This is a genomic window from Sphingomonas sp. NIBR02145, assembly GCF_027359115.1.
GTDB lineage: Bacteria > Pseudomonadota > Alphaproteobacteria > Sphingomonadales > Sphingomonadaceae > Sphingomonas > Sphingomonas kyeonggiensis_A.
In genome coordinates, this window is the sequence record NZ_CP114791.1 from 1,032,587 (window position 1) to 1,051,059 (window position 18,473).

An 18,473-nucleotide genomic window follows, 5' to 3' on the forward strand; every position below is an offset into this window, starting at 1 on the left:
GTCAGGCCATGCCGTTGAAGGCGAGATGGCTGATCGCATCCATCTCGACATCATATTCGGCGCCGAAGAAGCCGGGGCCGCCATCGCAGACCATGATTGGATGGCGACCCCGGCCCGGCTCGTACTGCTCGACCGAAGCCGGTGCGAAATTGCCGTAAATGAAGCGCTTTCCGCCGCGGACGATGCCCACATATTGCCGGATCCAGCCCTTGGGCGCGCTCTGGAGTACGAGCTCCTTATAGGCATAGGGACTCAGTGCCGCGACCTGGAATGCGCCGGGAAGCTTCGCTTCAAGCCTGGCAATGTCCGCCACAGTCGGTGTCCAACCGCCTTCGCCGGGCTTCGGCACCGAGCGCGAGCATTGGCTAAGCAGCTCTCTCGCCCGATCCGGCTCGAAGATCACGATGCCGCCCGATGGTGGCGCGGTCTGCGGAAACAGCAGCGCGAGCAACAGAGCCGCGCCACCGATCATGCTAGAGCGTCGCCTCGATCTCGCGCGCGGCGAGATCCGGGTCGGCGGCCTGGGTGATCGGGCGACCGACCACCAGGATCGAGGCACCGGCATCGAGCGCGGCGCGGGGGGTGACCACGCGCTTCTGGTCGCCGATCACGCCGTTCGCCGGGCGCACGCCGGGGATGACGAAGAAGCCATCGTGCCAGATCTTCTTGGCCGCCGCGACTTCGTTGCCCGAGCAGACGATGCCGTCGACTCCCGAGGACTTGGCCAGTTCGGTCAGCCGCATCACCTGTTCATGCGGGTCGGGCTTGAGGCCGATCGAAGTGAGGTCGCTGTCGTCGAGGCTGGTGAGCATCGTCACCGCCACCACCTTGGTCCCGGTCGGTGCCGCGGCCTTGGCGTCTTCCAGCATCGCGCGGCCGCCGGCTGCGTGCACGGTCAGGATCGCCGGCTCGAGCGGGCGCAGCGCCTGGATCGCCTTGGCGACGGTGTTGGGGATGTCATGGAACTTCAGGTCGAGGAAGATCGGCAGGCCGATGTCATGCATCTCGTGCACGCCGGCGCGACCGTTCGCCATGAAGAATTCGAGGCCGAGCTTGATGCCCCCGACATGCGCCTTCACGCGTTGGGCGATGCTCTTGGCGCGCTCCAAGTCGGGCGTGTCGATCGCGACGTAGATGGGGCTCATCATGCGTCTCCCAGCGGCAGGCCGCCCTGGGGCGAAGCGGGGAGGGCAGCTACGGGCTCGGGCGTGACCGGCGCGGGCTCTGGCATCGCATTGATTGCGCGCACATCGTTCAGCGCGCGCTCCAGTCCGGTGATCCGCTGCCGCATCCGCCAGCGCAGCGCATGATAGGCGAGCAGCACGGGCAGCAGCCCGGCGAGAAAGACGAGGATCAGGAGCAGCGGCAGGCTGAAATCGGCGATCAACCCGCTCCACAGGTGCACGTTCACGCGCTCGTCGCCATTATAGATCACGAAGCCCGCGACAAGGCCGCCCAGCAACAGCCAGAACAGCACCTTCAGAAACCGCATCCGTCTCCCTTCCCGCGTTAGGTCGAGGCGGTTCTATGCCGGGAAGCACGATTTGGCCAGCCTCAGCCGATCTCCGCCCGCAGCTCCGCGAACAGCCCGGGGATCCTGGTCAACCGCGGCTCCTCCTCGTCGAGGATCGCATGGAACATCCGCCGCTTGATCGCCGCCGTCCGCTCCTCCGACAGCCGCACCGCGGGGTCGAGGGTGGAAAGGACGATGTCGATCAGCCGGTCCGCGCCGTGCAGGCGGCCCCAGAGATAGTCGTTCTCGCGGTATGCCCGGCTGAAAAAGGCACCGAAGCTGTTGAACTGGATGCCCTTGAGCGTCGCCTCGGCGCCGCCGGTGCGGATCGCCGTGGCGTCGTCGGGGGCGATGCGGTCCACCCGGATCGGGTCGAACTCGTCGACGCCCTCGCCCTGGAGCAACGGCAACGTGGCGATGTCGTAGAAGGGGAAGCCGAGATGCGCGAGCAACATCGGCCGGCGCAGCTCCTTCGACAGCGTGCTCAGCCCCTCGGCCAGCCGCGCATCGGTCTCGCCATCCAGCTTCTTGAGCTGCATCCGCTCCGCCAGCCGATCGAGGATCGGGCCGGCATCGTCGGTCATCATCCGGATCTCGTCGCGCAGATCGGCATAGGTGTCGGCGCGCTTGAGCTCGAGATAGCTGGCAAGCGAATCATAGATCGCCTCGCGCATCGGCCTGAGTTCGCCGTGGCTGGTCGGCAAGTCGATCTCGGTCAGGCGCCGGGCGAGCAGGCGCAGCCGACGGATTCGAAAGCCCAGGTCGTGCGCGCGCAGGAACTCCAGTGTCTCGGGCGAAGCGCCATTGGAATGCATCGCGCCGAACCGGTCCGCCCCGCGCGACTGGACCGCGGCGGCCAGTGCTTCGCGGATCTCGTGCAGCCGCTCAGGACCATGCTGCTCGCCGACCGTATAGAGCAGCCGCGCGGTGCGATCGATCGCGCCCTCGACCTTGAGCAGGCCGTAGGCCGTGTGCCCATAGCCCGCCTTGGCCGCCGCGGAGACCTGGGCGCGCTTGCGCCAGGCGGCGAGCCGCTTGGGGTTGGGATAGTCGAGCCACAGCGTGTAGCCGAACAGCGCCTCGACCTGGGTTTCGACATCGGCGCGGATCTCGGCGAGGATACCCAGCATCCGCTCGATCCGGTGCGAACGCCGTGCGATCTCGTCGAGATTGTCGCGGATCGGCTGCTCGCGCGGCAGCTCGGACAGCGCGCCGATAATCGTGGCGAAGAAGCCGGGGGGCGTCCCTTCGTCGCCGCCGTAAAAGTCGAAGCGGAAATTGGGGAAGGGATCGACGAAGACAAAGCGCCGGTCGACCTGGCGACGGGCGGGGCGTTCCTTCAGTGCTTCCATGGCCGGGCGGAAGGGCGCGTTGGCGAGCACCGATCCGTCGATCAGCACCGCCTTCTCGGCCTTGTTCTCCGCCCATTGGCGCGGCAGCACCCGCTCGAGGAACGCGCTGCGCTGCGGCCAGGCCTGTTTCCGCTCGGCGAGCAGGTCGTCCATCTCGGCCAGGGTCATCGGCGGGAAGGCGCCCGGGAAGCTGGAAGTGGCGCGCGCCGCGAAGGTGAGGCTCGGCGCGTCGGCGAACTTCTCGTCCGGATAGCCGCGATCGGTGAACGAGAAGACCAGCCGGTGTTCATTCTCCATGACGCTGGCCGGCGAATTGAGCCGCAGCGCCTCGGGATGGCCGCGGAAATCGGTGACGGTGACGAACAGGTCGAGCGGCTGCCCCTCGGGCAACAGACGCTTCTCCTTCGGCCCCTTGGCCATCGCGCCAAAGGCGTCGAGGATCGTGTTGGCCAGCCGCTTGCCGCCAAAGGGCGGCTCGAACCAGCGCGAGCGGACGAAATGCTCGAGCTTGGTGCGCACTTCCTCACGCGCGCCGGCTTCCACCGTCTCGTCGACCGTCTTGGAGCGATTGGCGACCAGCCAGGCGATCGGCACCGCCCATAGCTTGGCGAAGCGGTGCGACGGGCGCTGGCGCGGCTCGAGCAGCGCCTCGACATCGGCATTGTCCATCCACAGGTCGGTCAGCGGATCGAGCGACTGGCCGGTGGCGATCGCCTGAGCCAGGAACACCGTGTTGATCCCACCTGCGCTGGCGCCGGCCAGGATATCGACCAAAACGCGCAGGTTCACCCCGCAGCTCTCGCGGATCTCCTCGAGCAATTCGCGATAGACATCGGGGCCGCCATTGGCACCGTCGCGCTCGGCGCAACTCGCCCGGGCGAGGCGCCAGATCTCCTTGGTGATGCCGTGCATGTACACGGCCAGGCTGATCCCGCCGTAGCAGACCAGTGCGAGCCGCAGTTCCTTGTCGCGCGTTTCGGCCATTAGACCTTTATAGTCGCCCAGATGGGCAGGTGGTCGGACGCGGTGCGCGCCTGCAGGCTGTCGTGCACCCCGGCATCGGTTATGGTCAACTCCGGACTGGCCATGATCCGGTCGAGCCGCGCCATCGGGCGGCGGGCATGGAAGCTCTTGCCGGTGCTGGCGAATGCGTAATGGCTGGAGAAATCGCGAAGGCAGCCGGACTGGGCGCTCCATTCGTTCAGGTCGCCCATCAGGATCGTCGGATACTGGTGGGTGCTCGCCTGGAGGTGCGTGATGATCGCATGCGCCTGACGCCGCCGCCACAGGCCGGACAGATCCAGATGCATGCCGACCACCCGCACCACCGTTCCGCCGGCGAGCCGCACATCGGCCATCACCGCGCCGCGCGGCTCCAGCGCGGGCAGGTGGATCGCTTCGCAATCGAGGATCGTCGCGTCCTTGCGGACCAGCAGGGCATTGCCATGCCAGCCCATCGATCGCGCCTTGGTGCCGAAGGGCACGGGCTTGTAGTCGCTATGCTCGGAGAGCAGATGCTGGGTGAGCACAGCCGAACGCTCGCCGAAACGGCGATCGGCTTCCTGGAGCGCAACGATATCGGCGCCGATCTCGCAAAGCACCTGCAGCGTGCGCTCCGGGCGTCGACGGCGGTCGGTACCGATCGACTTGCGCATATTGTAGCTGGCGACCTTGATCATCGGCGCCCCTTATCGCGGGGGCGGGGGAAGTAGCGCAAGGGGTTCAGCTCGGATGCGCCTGCGCGCTTCCCTGGCTGGCCGCTTCCTGCGCCGCCGCGACGAGGCGGCGACCGGTCTCCTCGGCAGCCTGGGGCGTCATCGAAATGGCAACGCCATTCGGCCCGTCGAGCAACACCACGCCTTGCTCCGCAGTGGCCACGCCGGCCACTTCTTCCGGTTCTGCGGGCGAGATCTTCTGTCCCATGCTTCTTCCTTGTCCGCCGTGCCCGGCACAGGAGGATGAATGGGGAACTAACAAAGGTGAACAGGAAAATATCCGGGGCAAGCGACGAAAAAGCGCCGTTTTTTCAGCGCCCGCCGGCTTCGAGCAACCGGCGTGGAGCGGCCAGTTCCCAGCTCCGCGCAATCCGGTCGCCGACAAAGTCCCAATCGACATCGGGCCCGCCGAGCGCAATGCCGACCCAGCCCACCCCGAAATAGGCGACCTTCGAATAGGTCTCCGGCGCGATGCCGATCAGGTTCGGCCCTTCCTCGTCATCGGCGGTCTTCACCGCGACGATGGTGCGGCCATCGCCATGATGATCATGGCGGAACTGGGCGAACTGCTTGCCGGCGACAAAGAAGGTCGGCTGGCCATGGCTGGGGCGTTCCTCGGTCTCGGGAAGCTCCAGCGCGATCGCGCGGACCTGGACGAGGACAGCGTCTTGGTCGGGGCTCAGCGGCATCGCTTTTCCTTCACTCCGTGGGAATCTGCCAGGTGATGGGCGCGAGGACATAGCTTCGTACCGGGTCTCCCTGTTCGTTGCGGGCTGGTTCGAAGCGGGCACGCTGCATCACCAGCCCGCAGGTGTGGCTGTCCAGGGCGGGAAAGCCGGTGCTCTGCCTGATTTCGCACGCGGTCGGTTCACCCGATGCCGAAATCTGGATGGTGACGACGATGCGCCCCTGCGCGCCCGCCGCGATCAGGGCGGCCGGATAATCGTCCGGCCCGACAATAGCGGTGAGCAGCCGCGGCGGCACCGCCGGTCGCGCGGGCAGGGGGGCGGGCTTGAACGGTTCCGGCGCCCTGGTCGGGACGGCGACGAAGCCGCCGGGCTTCCTGTCGTCGCCGGTTGTCCGGGGCGGAACGGCTTGCGCGGCGGCGGGTACGGCCGGAGCGGCGGCAGTGCCGATAGCGAAGAGAATCCGGATCGAGTGTCGGTTCAGCGGCATAGGAACTCGGCGACTACCCTTGGGTAGAGCCGGTGTTCCTCCTTCAGCACGCGCTGCGCAAGGCTTTCAACCGTGTCGCCGGGCAGGATCGCCACTTCGGCCTGGCCGAGCACTTCGCCGGCGTCGAGCTCCTCGGTGACGATATGCACCGATGCGCCGCCATGGCTGTCCCCCGCCGCGATCGCACGGGCATGGGTATCGAGGCCCTTGTACTTGGGCAGCAGCGAGGGATGGATGTTGACGATCCGTCCGCGCCAGCGCGCGACGAAATCGTCGGCGAGCAGGCGCATGTATCCGGCGAGTGCGATCGCCTCGACCCCGGCCTCGCGCAGCGCCGCGTCGATCTTCGCTTCATATTCGGCCTTGGGCATGCCCTTGGGGCTCTGCGCGAAGGTGGCGACCCCCTGCTCGGCGGCCCAGGCAAGGCCTTCGGCCGCCGGCTTGTCACTGGCGACGAGCGCGACTTCATAGGGGCAGTCGGCAGCTTTCGCGGCCTCGACAAGCGCGGCCATGTTCGAACCGCGCCCGGAAATCAGGATGCCGAGCTTCTTACGCATTGTGGGTGGCGGACCACTCCCCGCGCGCGCTCCAGGTCTCGCCACCGCCGAACACGGTGCAGCCGCGTTCGCCCTCGACGACTTCGCCGATCACGAACACTTCCTCGCCCGCGTCATAGAGTTCCGCCTTCACCGCTTCCGCCACGTCGGGCGAGACCACCGCGACCATGCCGATGCCGCAGTTGAAGGTGCGCGCCATTTCCTCGGGCTCGATATTCCCCTGCGCCTGGAGGAAGGCCATCAGGCGGGGCAGCGGCCACGAACCGGCGTCGATCCGTGCATGGCAGCCTTCGGGCAGCACGCGCGGGACATTCTCGAGCAGGCCGCCGCCGGTGATGTGCGCCAGGCCGTGGATCGTGCCCTTGCGAAGTTGCGGAAGCAGGCTTTGCACATAGATGCGGGTCGGCGCCATCAGCGCATCGAGCAGGATCACTTCCTGATCGAACAGCGCCGGGCGGTCCATCTTCCAGCCCTTGTCGGCGGCGAGGCGTCGGACCAGCGAGAATCCGTTCGAGTGCACGCCGGTCGAGCCCAGGCCGAGCAGCACGTCTCCCGGGCGGATCGCAGAACCGTCGAGCAGACGGTCGCGCTCGACTGCGCCGACGCAGAAACCGGCCAGGTCATAGTCCTCATCGGCGTACATGCCCGGCATCTCGGCGGTCTCGCCACCGATCAGCGCGCAGCCGGCCTGGCGGCAGCCCTCGGCGATGCTGGCGATCACGCGCTCGGCGGTCTCGGGCACCAGCTTGCCGCTGGCATAATAGTCGAGGAAGAACAGCGGCTCGGCGCCCTGGACGATCAGATCGTTGGCGCACATCGCGACCAGGTCGACGCCGACGCCGTCATGCGCGTTGTAATCGATCGCGAGCTTGAGCTTGGTGCCCACGCCGTCGTTCGCCGCGACCAGCAGCGGATCGGTGAACCCGGCCGCCTTCAGGTCGAACACGCCGCCGAACCCGCCGAGATCGGCATCGGCACCGGCGCGGCGCGTGGACTTGGCGAGCGGGCCGATCGCCCGGACCAGCGCGTTGCCGGCCGCGATCGAGACACCCGCCTGGGCGTAGGTATAGTTCTTCTGGTCGCTCATGCGGCGCGCATAGCGCCGACTTCGCCCCGCGTCACCCCGGCAGTACCGCAACCGTCACCCAATAAGCGTCATCCCCGCGAAGGCGGCGATCCAGAGCCAGGCAGCGCAGACCTTTGTGACCCTGGATCCCCGCCTTCGCGGGGATGACAGAAAAGGAGTGTAGGGCCGCACCCTGCACATGACGCTTGGATTTCCCCGCGCCCTTCGCCAAAAGGGCCGTCGCATGACCCTTGCCCGCAAATCCCTCACCATCGGCATTGCCTCCGCGCTCGCGCTTGCGGGGCTCGGTGCCGTGCTCGCCGAAGGGGAGAAGGCCGCGGGCGGCAGCGCCGTGCCGATCGACGCCTCGGGCAGCTTCGAAGTCTCGGGCGTCGATGTCGACGTCAAGGGCAAGGATGCCGATGCCGCGCGCTATGGCGGCTGGCGGCTCGCCCAGCGCAAGGGCTGGGAGATGCTGTCGCGCAAGCTGACCGGCAAGCCCTCCAGCATGTCCGATTCGGCGCTCGATTCGCTGGTAACCGGCATCGTTGTCGAGAAGGAGCAGATCGGACCGACGCGCTATATCGCGCGCCTCAGCGTGCTGTTCGATCGCAACAAGGCGGGCAGCATCCTCGGTGTGTCGGTCGCAGTGAACCAGTCGCCGCCGATGCTGATCGTCCCGCTCGAATATTCGGGCGGATCGGGCCTGGTCTTCGAACGCGAGACCGCCTGGGCCAAGGCGTGGAACCGCTTCAAGAGCGGCGGCAGCACGGTCGATTATGTTCGCGTCCAGGGCAACGGCCCCGATTCGATGCTGCTCAACGCCGGCCAGGTGCTGCGCCGCGGCCGCAACTGGTGGCGCTCGGTGCTCGACCAATATGGCGCCGCCGACGTGCTCATCGCCGAAGTGCAGATCCGCCGCGAATATCCGGGTGGGCCGATCATCGGCATCTTCTCCGCCACCCATGGTCCCGATCGCCAGAAGATCGCGGACTTCGCCCTGCGCGTCGACAATGGCGATTCGCTCGACACGCTGATGGACGCCGGCGTGCAGCGCCTCGACAAGGCCTATCAGCAGGCGCTGGCGCTCGGCCTGCTCGGCACGGACCGGCTGCTTGCCACCCGTCCGCCCGCGCCCAAGACCGAGGAAGAGAAGCCCACGGACGAAGCGACCGAAGTCGCGACGCCCACGCCCGACGCCGGCGCGATCAACGCTGCCAGCACCAGCGGCGTGAATATCCAGTTCGACACGCCCAATGTCGGTGCGGTCAATGCCGGCGAGGCGGCGCTGCGCGGCATTCCGGGCGTGCGCTCGGCGGTCACCTCCAGCCTCGCGCTGGGCGGCATCTCGGTGATGCGCGTCTCGTTCGACGGCCAGATCGCGTCGCTGCGCGCCCAGCTTGAGGCGCGCGGCTGGAGTGTCCAGGAAGGGGCGGGGGTCCTCCGCATCCGCCGCCCGGGCAATGGCGGGGGCGGGGCGGGGCAACAGCCGATACCGGCCCCCACCGGCACCGGCACACCAGCTCCGAACGGCGGATGACGCAGCTTCGCCTGCCGCTTGGACTGCCCGAGGCGCGCGAGACGGAATTCCTGGTCAGCGACTCCAACGCCCGCGCGGTCCATCAGCTCGAACATTGGGGCACCTGGCCCGTCATGTCGGCGCTGCTCGTGGGGCCGCGCAAGTCCGGCCGCAGCCTGCTCGCGCGCATCTTCGCGGCGAAGACGGGCGCGCGCATCTTCGATGATGCCGATCTCGGCAAGGAAGCGGAGGTGTTCCACGCCTGGAACCAGGCCCAGGCCGATCACCGCCCGCTGCTGATCGTCGCGCAGGCCGCGCCGCCGGCATGGGCGGTCAAGCTGCCCGACCTCAAGTCGCGCCTCGCCGCCTCGCCGCTGCTCGAGATCGGCCCGCCCGACGACGAACTCATTCCCCAGCTGCTCGAACGTGCCTTCGAGCGGCACCTGCTCCACGCCAAGCCCGACGTGATCGCCTGGATCGCGAAGCGCATCGAGCGCAGCCATATCGCGATCCTGCGCGTTGCCGATGCGCTGGAGCTGGAGGAAAGCCGGCGCTTGTCGATCCCGAGCGTGCGCGCCACATTGATCGAAGCTGGTCTCATAACCGCAACGGAGGGCGACTAACGGCATGGTCAAGGCAGCGAAACAGCGCGCCGATGAAGGGGTTTCGATGACCGAATTGCCGGATACTTCCGTACGTTACTTCAATCGCGAGCTAAGCTGGCTGGCCTTCAACCGCCGGGTGATGGAAGAGGCGACCAACCCCGCCCATCCGCTGCTCGAGCGGCTGCGCTTCCTGTCGATCTCCGGCTCGAACTTCGACGAGTTCTTCATGGTCCGCGTCGCCGGCCTGATGGGGCAGCAGCTCCAGAAGGTGGAGACCCGCTCGGTCGATGGCCTCACCCCGGGCCAGCAGCTCGACGCCATCTCGGCCGAGGCCGAGGCGCTGGCCGACAACCAGCAGGCGGTGTGGACCAGCATCCGCGCCGATCTGCTCGAGACCGATATCCATGTCCTCGACGCCAATGCGATCGAAGGCGAGACCGAGGCCTGGCTGGAAACCCATTTCCGCGACCAGATCTTCCCGATCCTGACGCCCCAGGCGCTCGATCCCGCGCACCCGTTCCCGTTCATCCCCAACCAGGGATCGAGCGTGATCTTCGATCTCGTCCGCAAGTCGGATCGCGAGCCGGTGCGCGAGCTGGTCCTGCTGCCCACCGCGATCAAGCGCTTCGTCCGGCTTCCCGGCAACCCGGCGCGCTATGTCGCGGTCGAGGCGGTGCTCAAGCATTTCTCGCACCTGCTCTTCCCGGGCTATGAATCGCGTGGGGCGGCTGCATTCCGCGTGCTGCGCGACAGCGACATCGAGATCGAGGAAGAGGCCGAGGACCTGGTCCTGACCTTCCGCTCGGCGATCAAGCGCCGCCGGCGCGGCCGGGTGATCCGTCTCGAGATGGAGGAGAGCATCTCGCCCGAGCTGGAGGCGGTGCTCAAGGAGGAGCTGGGCGGCAGCGAAGCGCTGCTCACCGAGACCGGCGGTTTCCTCGGCATCGGCGACCTGGCGATGCTGGTCGACGAGGACCGGCCCGACCTGAAGTTCACCCCCTATACGCCGCGCTTCCCCGAACGGATCCGCGAATATGGCGGCGATTGCTTCGCGGCGATCAAGGCCAAGGACATCGTCGTCCACCACCCGTACGAGAGCTTCGACGTCGTCATCTCGTTCCTGCAGCAGGCGGCATCCGATCCGGACGTGGTGGCGATCAAGCAGACGCTCTACCGAGCAGGCAAGCAGCCCGCCGTGATCAACGCGCTGATCGCCGCGGCCGAGGCCGGCAAGTCGGTCACCGCGGTGGTCGAATTGAAAGCCCGCTTCGACGAGGAGCAGAATCTCTATTGGGCCACCGCGCTCGAGCGGGCCGGCGTCCAGGTCGTCTATGGCTTCATCGACTGGAAGACCCATGCCAAGGTCTCAATGGTCGTACGGCGCGAGGGCAATGGCTATCGCACCTATTGCCACTTCGGCACCGGCAACTACCACCCGATCACCGCCCGTATCTACACCGACATCAGCTTCTTCACCGCCGATCCGCGGGTGGGCCGCGATGCCGCGCAGATCTTCAACTATGTCACCGGCTATGTGGAGCCGCACGGGCTGGAGCTGATCGGCATCTCCCCGCGCGACCTGCGCAACCGTCTGGTCGGGCTGATCGATGACGAGATCGCCCATGCCCGCGCCGGCCGCCCGGGCCAGCTCTGGGCCAAGATGAACTCGCTGGTCGACCCCGCCGTGATCGAGAAGCTCTACGAGGCGAGCAATGCCGGAGTGGAGATCGAGCTGGTGATCCGCGGCATCTGCTGCCTGCGCCCCGGCGTTCCCGGCATGTCCGAGAACATCAAGGTCAAGTCGATCGTCGGCCGCTTCCTCGAGCACAGCCGCATCTGGGCGTTCGGCAACGGCAAGGCGCTGCCCAATGACGGCGCCAAGGTCTACATCTCCTCGGCCGACTGGATGCAGCGCAACTTCGATCGCCGGGTGGAATTCATGCTCCCGATCCTCAACAAGACGGTGCACGATCAGGTGCTCGATCAGGTGATGGTGGCGAACCTGCTGGACAATGAGCAGAGCTGGGTGCTCGGCAGCGACGGGCACTATACCCGCATCACCCCCGGCGAGGATGCGAACTTCAACCTGCACCGCTATTTCATGACCAACCCGTCGCTTTCGGGCCGCGGCGCCGCGCTCGACGCACGCAAGCCGGTCCCCAAGCTCCAGCTGAAGCGCAAGGCGAGGACCAGGGCCAAGGCATGACGACATTGCCGTTCCGCAAGGCGCGCACGAAGCCATCCGTTGTCGAGGATCGTACCGCGATCATCGATATCGGCTCCAACTCGGTGCGCCTCGTGGTCTATCAGGGCTCCGCGCGCCTACCGGCGACGCTGTTCAACGAGAAGGTGATGGCCGGCCTCGGCCGCGGCCTGGCCGAGACCGGGGCGATCGAGCCCGCCAGCATGGCCGCCGCCCGCGGCGCGCTGTCGCGCTTCTCGGCGCTCGCCCGCGAGATGCAGGTCGGTGAGCTGCGAACTGTCGCCACCGCCGCCGTCCGCGATGCTTCCAACGGACGCGAGCTGATCGAAACGGCGCGCAACCTCGGGCTCGAGGTCGAGACATTGTCGGGCGAGGAAGAGGCGATGGCCGCCGGCCTCGGCGTGCTTTCGGGCATTCCCGAGGCGGACGGCATCGTCGGCGATCTCGGCGGCGGCTCGCTCGAGCTCGTCCGCGTCGTCGCCGGCACGGTCACCGATCGCGTATCCTTCCCGCTCGGCGTCCTTCGCCTCGGCGCGATCCGCGCGGAGGGCAAGAGCGCGCTGGAGCGCAAGGTCGCGAAGCTGCTCGGCGATGCCGGCTGGAAGGGGCGGGGGAAGGGGCTGCCCTTCTATCTCGTCGGCGGTTCCTGGCGCAGCCTTGCCCGGCTCGACATGCACCTGAAGCATTATCCGCTGCCGATCGCCCACCAGTACCCGATGGCCGTCGCGCGGATCGGCGAGCTGGCCAGCTCGATCGCCGCCATGCCCAAGGCGGACCTCAAGGCGATCCCCAATCTCTCCAGCGCCCGCGCCGGCTCGCTGGAGGACGCCGCTCTGCTCCTGTCCCAGGTGCTCAAGCAGCTCGGCAGCAAGGGCACGATCGTCTCGGCCTATGGCCTGCGCGAGGGGCTGCTCTACCAGCGCCTCTCGCCCGAACTGCGCCAGCAGGACCCGCTGATCGCCGCTACCCGCGACGAAGGCGAGCGGCTCGGCCGCTTCCCCGAGCATGGCGACCTGCTCGACCAGTGGATCGCTCCGCTCTTCGCCGGTGAGCCGCCCGAGATGGCCCGGCTGCGCCACGCCGCCTGCCAGCTCGTCGATGTCGGCTGGCACGCCAATCCCGAATTCCGTGCCGAACGCGGCCTCGACGCGGCGCTGCACGGCAATTGGGTGGCGATCGACTCGATGGGCCGCGCCGCACTCGGCCAGGCGCTCTACACCGCCCTCGGCGGCGGGCTCGACACGCCGGCGCCGCTCCCCCAGCTCGCCGATGACGATACGCTCTGGCGCGCCAAGCTCTGGGGGCTCGCCATCCGCCTCGGCCAGCGCCTGTCGGGCGGCGTCGCTGCGCCGATCAAGCGCTCGGAGCTGCACATGGACGAAGAGACGCTGGCGCTATGCCTCGATCCCGAGGATGAGGCCCTCTACGGCGAAGCGGTCGAGAAACGCCACAAGGCGTTGGCCGCGGCGTTCGGCAAGGAGCCGATCCTCGAAGTCTAGTAACATGGCGTTCATGTCGCCCCCGCAATGAATCAGCGCTGTGTAAGGCGTAGGGAGGGACGACTTGATGAGGATCGACAGACGCGCGCTGCTGCAGGGTGGCGCGGCCATTGGGATGACCGCACTGGCACCGCTGCCCGGCTGGGCAAAGGGCCATCCGGACGACGCGAAGATCGACGCCTTCGTTAAGGCCAATGGCTTTGCCGGCACGATCCTTCGCGCCAAGGCCGGCAAGCAAGTCTATGTCCGCAATTTCGGGCTGGCGAACATCGCCACCAAGGCGCCGGTGACCACCGACACGGTCTACGGTATCGCCTCGATCTCGAAATTCCTCACCACGGTGACCATCCTCAAGCTGGCCGAGGCAGGTAAGGTCGCGCTTGACGCGCCCATCGCGACCTTGCTTCCCGGCTATCGCGCCGATACCGGCGCCAAGGTTCAGCTCGCGCATCTTCTGTCCAACACCAGCGGCATACCCAATGGATTCATGCCCGAGCTCAAGACCGAGCCCGACCTGGTCACCCGCGACATCGGCACTGCGGAATCGGTCCGCCGCTTCTGCTCGGGCGACCTGATCTTCGAGCCGGGCAGCAAGTTCGACTATCTGCTGACGAACTGGTTCATCGTCGTCGCGATCGTCGAGACGGCGACCGGCAAACCCTTCCAGCAGGCGATGCGCGAGATCACGCTCGATCCGCTCGGCCTTGCCCATACCACCGCCGCGCTCGGCACCGAGAACCAGCCCGGCTCGGCCCTGTCCTATCGCACCGTCGATCCGGTGGTCGAATGGCCCAATCCGCGGACGCCGGTGATGGCGGCCTCGGGCGGCTATTTCAGCAACGCGGCCGACCTGCTGCGCGCCGGTCATGCAGTGTTCGACAAGGGGTTCGTCTCGCCCGCCTCGCTCAGGGCGCTGCGCACGGTGCGCGTCGCCGAGCAGGACTATTCGCTCGGCGGCCGGGTGCGGACGATGACGATCGCCGGCAAGCCGGTCGAGGCGGCGTGGGAAACCGGCCGTACCGCCGGCTATCGCAGCCTGCTCGCGCACCGCTACGACACGCAGGAAAGCATCGTCCTGCTCAACAATACCGGCATCTCGCAAAAGGCGATCGACCTGTTCGCCGACGACCTGTTCGGCGCCGCGCCCAGGGTCTGAGCGCCTCTAGACGCAGCGCAGCCCGCTGATCCGCCCGCGCTGGTTGACGTCCACCGTCAGCCGGTCGCGGCGGAAATCCATCGTCACGGCCTCGCCTGGACGCACCACGCGCACGCTCGAGGCGCCGCTGCGTGCCCGCAGCCGTGGCTGGAGCTGCGGCGACATCGGCGCGCCGATAAAGCGCTGTACCACACCGGCATTGCAGATGCGCGGCCCCGGCATCGGCGTGGGCCTGCCGTCGTTCATGCAGCCGGCAACCAGCAGGGCAGTCGCGATCGTTCCGATGGCGCGCATGTCTCTCTCCTCGGTCGCCCCCCCGCGGCGCGGCTTATAACCCGGATGCGTAACGAAGGGGAGGGCACGAGGTGCTTAACCCGGTGCTTACCCGCGGGGCACGGTTCGATGCGAAACCTCGGCCCTGATGATAGCCGTCCCCGGCGAAGGCCGGGGAGCAGGTAAGAAGGACGTCGCTTACCCGCAGCGGGCCGAGCCGATCTTGCCGTCGGTGCCGAGATGCAGGTTCAGCCGGTCGGGGCGGAAATCCATCGTCATCATCGATTCCGGCGTCAGCCAGCGCACCGTCTTCGCGCCCGACAGCTTGAGCGCCTCGGCCTCGACTTCGGGACTGCGCGTCTTGCCGACCAGGTCGCCCAGCTTCGACGCATTGCACTCCACGCCCGGGATCGCCTCGGGCGGCGTCTTCGGGGTGCAGGCACCGGTCATCACCAGGGCAACAGCGGCAGGCAGGACGAGGCGAATCATGCGGTGGGTTCCTCGGTACGGGTCATCTTGAGCTTACCATTCTTGACGGTGAACCCCAGCTGACCCTCGACCAGGTTGAGCGCGTCGCGGCCGAACTGCTCGTAGCGCCAGCCCTCCAGGATCGCGAGCCCGTCGCGCACCCCCGCGGCCAGCGACTCGAGATCGTCCGAGCGGGCGAGCAGGCGCGGCGCCACGTTGATCTCCTTGGCGCGGATCTTGAGCAGCAGCTTGAGCAGGTCCGCGACCAGCGCGCCGTCCTTGCCGAGCGAGGGCTTGCGATCGTCGCGCGGCGGCATCTCGGCGGTGGACATCGGCTCGGAACCGTCGAGCGCCGCCATCAGCCGCCCGCCGATATCGTTGCCCGCCCAGGCGGCGGAGAGCCCGCGCACCTTGCCCAGGTCGCTCTGCTTGCGCGGCGGGTTGCCGGCGAGGTCGGCCAGCGTCTCGTCCTTGACGATGCGGCCGCGCGGCAGGTCCTTGCCCTGCGCCTCGAGCTCGCGCCAGCGGGCGAGCGCCTTCAGGCGGCCGAGCACTTCCGGCTTGCGGCTGGAAACGCGCACGCGCTGCCAGGCCTCGTCCGGGTCGTTATGATAGTTCTCGGGATCGGCGAGCCGCTCCATCTCCTGGTCGAGCCAGGCACCGCGACCAGTTTTCTTCAGCTTCTCCAGCATCTTGGGGAAGATCTTGGAGAGGTGGGTCACGTCGGCGATGGCGTAGTCGATCTGGCGCTTGTCGAGCGGGCGGCGGCTCCAGTCGGTGAAGCGGGCACCCTTGTCGATGGTGAAGCCCAGATAGGTGTCGACCAGGTTGGAATAGCCGATCTGCTCGCCAAGCCCGAGCGCCATCGCGGCGACCTGGGTGTCGAACAGCGGGTGCGGGGTCTTGCCCGTCAGGTTGTAGACGATCTCGATGTCCTGGCCGCCGGCATGGAAGACCTTCAGCACCTCCTCATTGTCGACCATCAGGTCGAGCAGGGGGGTGAGATCGATTCCCGGTGCCATCGGATCGATCGCCGCGGCTTCTTCGTCGTCGGCGATCTGGATCAGGCAAAGTTCGGGCCAATAGCTGTTTTCGCGCATGAACTCGGTGTCCACGCAGACGTAAGGCTTGTTGGCGAGGCGGGCGCAGAGGTTGGCGAGAGTCGCGCTGTCTTCAATCAGACCATGGATATGCATCCTAGGCCCATAGACCGGTCTTCGGGTTGACAAAAGTGGGGTCTGCAAGGAATGCGCGCCCACGCTAATTTATTCGTCATCCCTGCGCAGGCGGGGATCCAGAGCCCCAGGCAGCACGGCTCGTGACCCTGGACCCCCGCCTTCGCGGGGGTGACGAGCAAGGGAAAGACCGGAAATGCACGCCTATCGCACGCACACCTGCGCCCAGCTCCGCGCCGAACATGTCGGCCAGGAAGTCCGCCTTTCGGGCTGGGTCCACCGCAAGCGCGACCATGGCGACCTGGTCTTCATCGACCTGCGCGACCATTATGGCATCACCCAGATCGTCACCGAAGTGGACGGTCCGGCCTTCCAGGTGATCGAGTCGCTGCGCAGCGAATCGGTCGTGACGATGACCGGCAAGGTCGTCGCCCGCTCGGCCGAGGCGGTGAACCCGAACCTGCCGACCGGTGAAATCGAGATCCGCGTCACCGACGCGAAGATCCAGAGCCAGGCGCAGGAACTGCCGCTGCCGGTGTTCGGCGACGCAGAATATCCCGAGGAAATCCGCCTGCGGAACCGCTTCCTCGATCTGCGCCGCGAGAAGGTCCACAAGAACATCATGCTGCGCTCGAGCGTCATCGCGTCGCTGCGCCGCCGGATGATCGACCAGGGCTTCACCGAGTTCCAGACGCCGATCCTCACCGCGTCGAGCCCCGAGGGCGCCCGCGACTATCTCGTGCCCAGCCGCGTCCACCCGGGCAAGTTCTACGCGCTCCCCCAGGCGCCGCAGATGTTCAAGCAGCTGCTGATGGTCGCCGGCTTCGACAAGTATTTCCAGATCGCGCCCTGCTTCCGCGACGAGGACGCCCGCGCCGATCGCTCGCCTGGCGAGTTCTACCAGCTCGATTTCGAGATGAGCTACGTCACCCAGGACGACGTGTTCGCCGCGATCGAGCCGGTGCTGCACGGCGTGTTCGAGGAATTCGCCGACTGGGAAGGCATGGGCCGCAGCGTCTCGGCGCTTCCGTTCAAGCGCATCCCGTACCGCGAATCGATGCTGAAGTACGGCAACGACAAGCCCGACCTGCGCAACCCGCTGCTGATCACCGACGTGAGCGAGTTCTTCAAGGGCTCGGGCTTCGGCCGCTTCGCCTCGATCGTCGAGGGCGGCGATGTCGTCCGCGCCATCCCGGCGCCGAACACGCATGAGAAGAGCCGCAAGTTCTTCGACGACATGAACAGCTGGGCCCAGTCGGAAGGCTTCCCGGGCCTCGGCTATGCCACCCAGAAGGACGGCGTGTTCGGCGGCCCGATCGCCAACAACCACGGCCAGGAAGGCATGAAGGCGATTGCCGAGGCGATGGGCCTCGGTCCGAACGACGGCATCTTCTTCGCCGCCGGCAAGGAAGCCCAGGCCGCCAAGCTCGCCGGCCTTGCGCGCACCCGCGCCGCTGAGCAGCTCGAGCTGATCGACAAGAAGCGCTTCGAATTCTGCTGGATCGTCGACTTCCCGATGTTCGAGTATGACGAGGACGCCAAGAAGGTCGATTTCAGCCACAACCCCTTCTCGATGCCGCAGGGCGAGCTGGAAGCGCTGGAGACCAAGGACCCGCTCGACATCCTGGCGTACCAGTATGACATCGTCTGCAACGGCATCGAGCTGTCCTCGGGCGCGATCCGGAACCACCGTCCGGAGATCATGTACAAGGCGTTCGAGATCGCCGGCTACACCCAGGCCGATGTCGACACCAATTTCGCCGGCATGATCAACGCCTTCAAGTTCGGCGCCCCGCCGCACGGCGGCTCGGCCCCGGGCGTGGACCGCATCGTCATGCTGCTCGCCGACGAGCCGAACATCCGCGAAGTCATCGTCTTCCCGATGACGCAGAAGGCCGAGGACCTGATGATGCAGGCCCCGTCCTATGTCAGCGAGAAGCAGCTCAAGGAGCTCAACATCCGCCTGGCGCCGCAGGTCGCGGCAGACCTCGCCAAGAAGGGCACCGACGGCATCGTCGATCCCTCGGCGGGCTGAGTTTCGCGGTCGCGCAACCGCCCTCTCTGTTCCCCGGCGAAAGCCGGGGAACAGAATTACAAGGGGCCTCTCGCCCGCTTGAAGTTATAAAACTTCAACCTACAGACATAAAACTACAACCAAGATCAGCAATCCGGCCGACAGAGTCGGGACGCAGGAGT

General features: G+C 67.0%; 19 protein-coding genes. 6 read left to right on the forward strand and 13 right to left on the reverse strand.

What is annotated here, in order from left to right; genetic code table 11:
• Position 1: 1 nt before the first annotated feature.
• The 10 genes from O3305_RS04845 to purM all read right to left on the reverse strand — a co-directional run bounded on the left by O3305_RS04845 (position 2) and on the right by purM (position 7,400).
• Positions 2 to 472, reverse strand: coding sequence for a hypothetical protein (locus tag O3305_RS04845; RefSeq protein WP_269575375.1), 471 nt, complete (start codon positions 470 to 472; stop codon positions 2 to 4).
• Position 473: 1 nt separating this feature from the next.
• On the reverse strand, positions 474 to 1,148 hold the full coding sequence (gene pyrF / locus O3305_RS04850; protein WP_269575376.1) for an orotidine-5'-phosphate decarboxylase: 675 nt from the start codon (positions 1,146 to 1,148) through the stop codon (positions 474 to 476).
• On the reverse strand, positions 1,145 to 1,492 hold the full coding sequence (locus O3305_RS04855; RefSeq protein ID WP_269575377.1) for a lipopolysaccharide assembly protein LapA domain-containing protein: 348 nt from the start codon (positions 1,490 to 1,492) through the stop codon (positions 1,145 to 1,147). Before O3305_RS04855 ends, pyrF begins: the two co-directional genes overlap by 4 nt.
• Positions 1,493 to 1,554: 62 nt before the next feature.
• Complete coding sequence (locus O3305_RS04860) at positions 1,555 to 3,849, reverse strand: patatin-like protein (RefSeq protein WP_269575378.1); 2,295 nt, start codon at positions 3,847 to 3,849, stop codon at positions 1,555 to 1,557.
• Entirely contained in the window at positions 3,849 to 4,544 is a 696-nt protein-coding gene (locus O3305_RS04865; RefSeq protein WP_269575379.1) for an endonuclease/exonuclease/phosphatase family protein, read from the reverse strand. The genes O3305_RS04860 and O3305_RS04865 overlap by 1 nt, the downstream gene beginning before the upstream one ends.
• A gap of 43 nt (positions 4,545 to 4,587) precedes the next feature.
• The gene (locus O3305_RS04870; protein ID WP_269575380.1) at positions 4,588 to 4,788 is read right to left on the reverse strand and encodes a hypothetical protein; all 201 of its coding nucleotides are present in this window, start codon (positions 4,786 to 4,788) and stop codon (positions 4,588 to 4,590) included.
• 103 nt (positions 4,789 to 4,891) lie between these two features.
• Positions 4,892 to 5,269, reverse strand: coding sequence for an MmcQ/YjbR family DNA-binding protein (locus tag O3305_RS04875; RefSeq protein ID WP_269575381.1), 378 nt, complete (start codon positions 5,267 to 5,269; stop codon positions 4,892 to 4,894).
• A 10-nt stretch (positions 5,270 to 5,279) separates the two neighbouring features.
• Positions 5,280 to 5,756 (reverse strand): energy transducer TonB, encoded by a 477-nt coding sequence (locus O3305_RS04880; RefSeq protein ID WP_269575382.1) that lies wholly within the window; start codon positions 5,754 to 5,756, stop codon positions 5,280 to 5,282.
• Complete coding sequence (gene purN / locus O3305_RS04885) at positions 5,747 to 6,313, reverse strand: phosphoribosylglycinamide formyltransferase (RefSeq protein WP_269575383.1); 567 nt, start codon at positions 6,311 to 6,313, stop codon at positions 5,747 to 5,749. Before purN ends, O3305_RS04880 begins: the two co-directional genes overlap by 10 nt.
• A complete protein-coding gene (purM, locus tag O3305_RS04890; RefSeq protein ID WP_269575384.1) occupies positions 6,306 to 7,400 on the reverse strand; it encodes a phosphoribosylformylglycinamidine cyclo-ligase in 1,095 nt (364 codons plus the stop codon). Before purM ends, purN begins: the two co-directional genes overlap by 8 nt.
• A gap of 223 nt (positions 7,401 to 7,623) precedes the next feature.
• On the opposite strand from purM, the gene O3305_RS04895 reads away from it, so the two are divergent.
• From O3305_RS04895 to O3305_RS04915, 5 genes are all read left to right on the forward strand, one after another.
• Positions 7,624 to 8,919: a heavy-metal-associated domain-containing protein gene (locus tag O3305_RS04895; protein ID WP_269575385.1), complete on the forward strand. Its 1,296-nt coding sequence runs from the start codon at positions 7,624 to 7,626 to the stop codon at positions 8,917 to 8,919.
• Positions 8,916 to 9,521 carry a P-loop NTPase family protein gene (locus O3305_RS04900; protein ID WP_269575386.1) on the forward strand — a complete coding sequence of 202 codons (606 nt, stop codon included), beginning with the start codon at positions 8,916 to 8,918 and terminating at the stop codon, positions 9,519 to 9,521. Before O3305_RS04895 ends, O3305_RS04900 begins: the two co-directional genes overlap by 4 nt.
• A 46-nt stretch (positions 9,522 to 9,567) precedes the next feature.
• Positions 9,568 to 11,709, forward strand: a complete 2,142-nt coding sequence (locus tag O3305_RS04905) for an RNA degradosome polyphosphate kinase (protein ID WP_269575387.1) — start codon at positions 9,568 to 9,570, stop codon at positions 11,707 to 11,709.
• On the forward strand, positions 11,706 to 13,205 hold the full coding sequence (locus tag O3305_RS04910; protein WP_269575388.1) for a Ppx/GppA family phosphatase: 1,500 nt from the start codon (positions 11,706 to 11,708) through the stop codon (positions 13,203 to 13,205). Before O3305_RS04905 ends, O3305_RS04910 begins: the two co-directional genes overlap by 4 nt.
• 67 nt (positions 13,206 to 13,272) lie before the next feature.
• A complete protein-coding gene (locus O3305_RS04915; RefSeq protein WP_269575389.1) occupies positions 13,273 to 14,361 on the forward strand; it encodes a serine hydrolase domain-containing protein in 1,089 nt (362 codons plus the stop codon).
• A 6-nt stretch (positions 14,362 to 14,367) separates the two neighbouring features.
• On the opposite strand, the gene O3305_RS04920 is transcribed toward O3305_RS04915, so the two are convergent.
• The 3 genes from O3305_RS04920 to rnd form a co-directional block, all read right to left on the reverse strand.
• Positions 14,368 to 14,655, reverse strand: a complete 288-nt coding sequence (locus O3305_RS04920; protein ID WP_269575390.1) for an I78 family peptidase inhibitor — start codon at positions 14,653 to 14,655, stop codon at positions 14,368 to 14,370.
• Between the two features lie 177 nt (positions 14,656 to 14,832).
• The gene (locus O3305_RS04925; RefSeq protein WP_269575391.1) at positions 14,833 to 15,123 is read right to left on the reverse strand and encodes an I78 family peptidase inhibitor; all 291 of its coding nucleotides are present in this window, start codon (positions 15,121 to 15,123) and stop codon (positions 14,833 to 14,835) included.
• Positions 15,120 to 16,298: a ribonuclease D gene (gene rnd / locus O3305_RS04930; protein ID WP_269575392.1), complete on the reverse strand. Its 1,179-nt coding sequence runs from the start codon at positions 16,296 to 16,298 to the stop codon at positions 15,120 to 15,122. The genes O3305_RS04925 and rnd overlap by 4 nt, the downstream gene beginning before the upstream one ends.
• 175 nt (positions 16,299 to 16,473) lie before the next feature.
• Between rnd and aspS the strand changes: the two genes are divergently transcribed.
• A complete protein-coding gene (gene aspS, locus O3305_RS04935) occupies positions 16,474 to 18,312 on the forward strand; it encodes an aspartate--tRNA ligase (protein ID WP_269575393.1) in 1,839 nt (612 codons plus the stop codon).
• Positions 18,313 to 18,473: the final 161 nt, after the last annotated feature.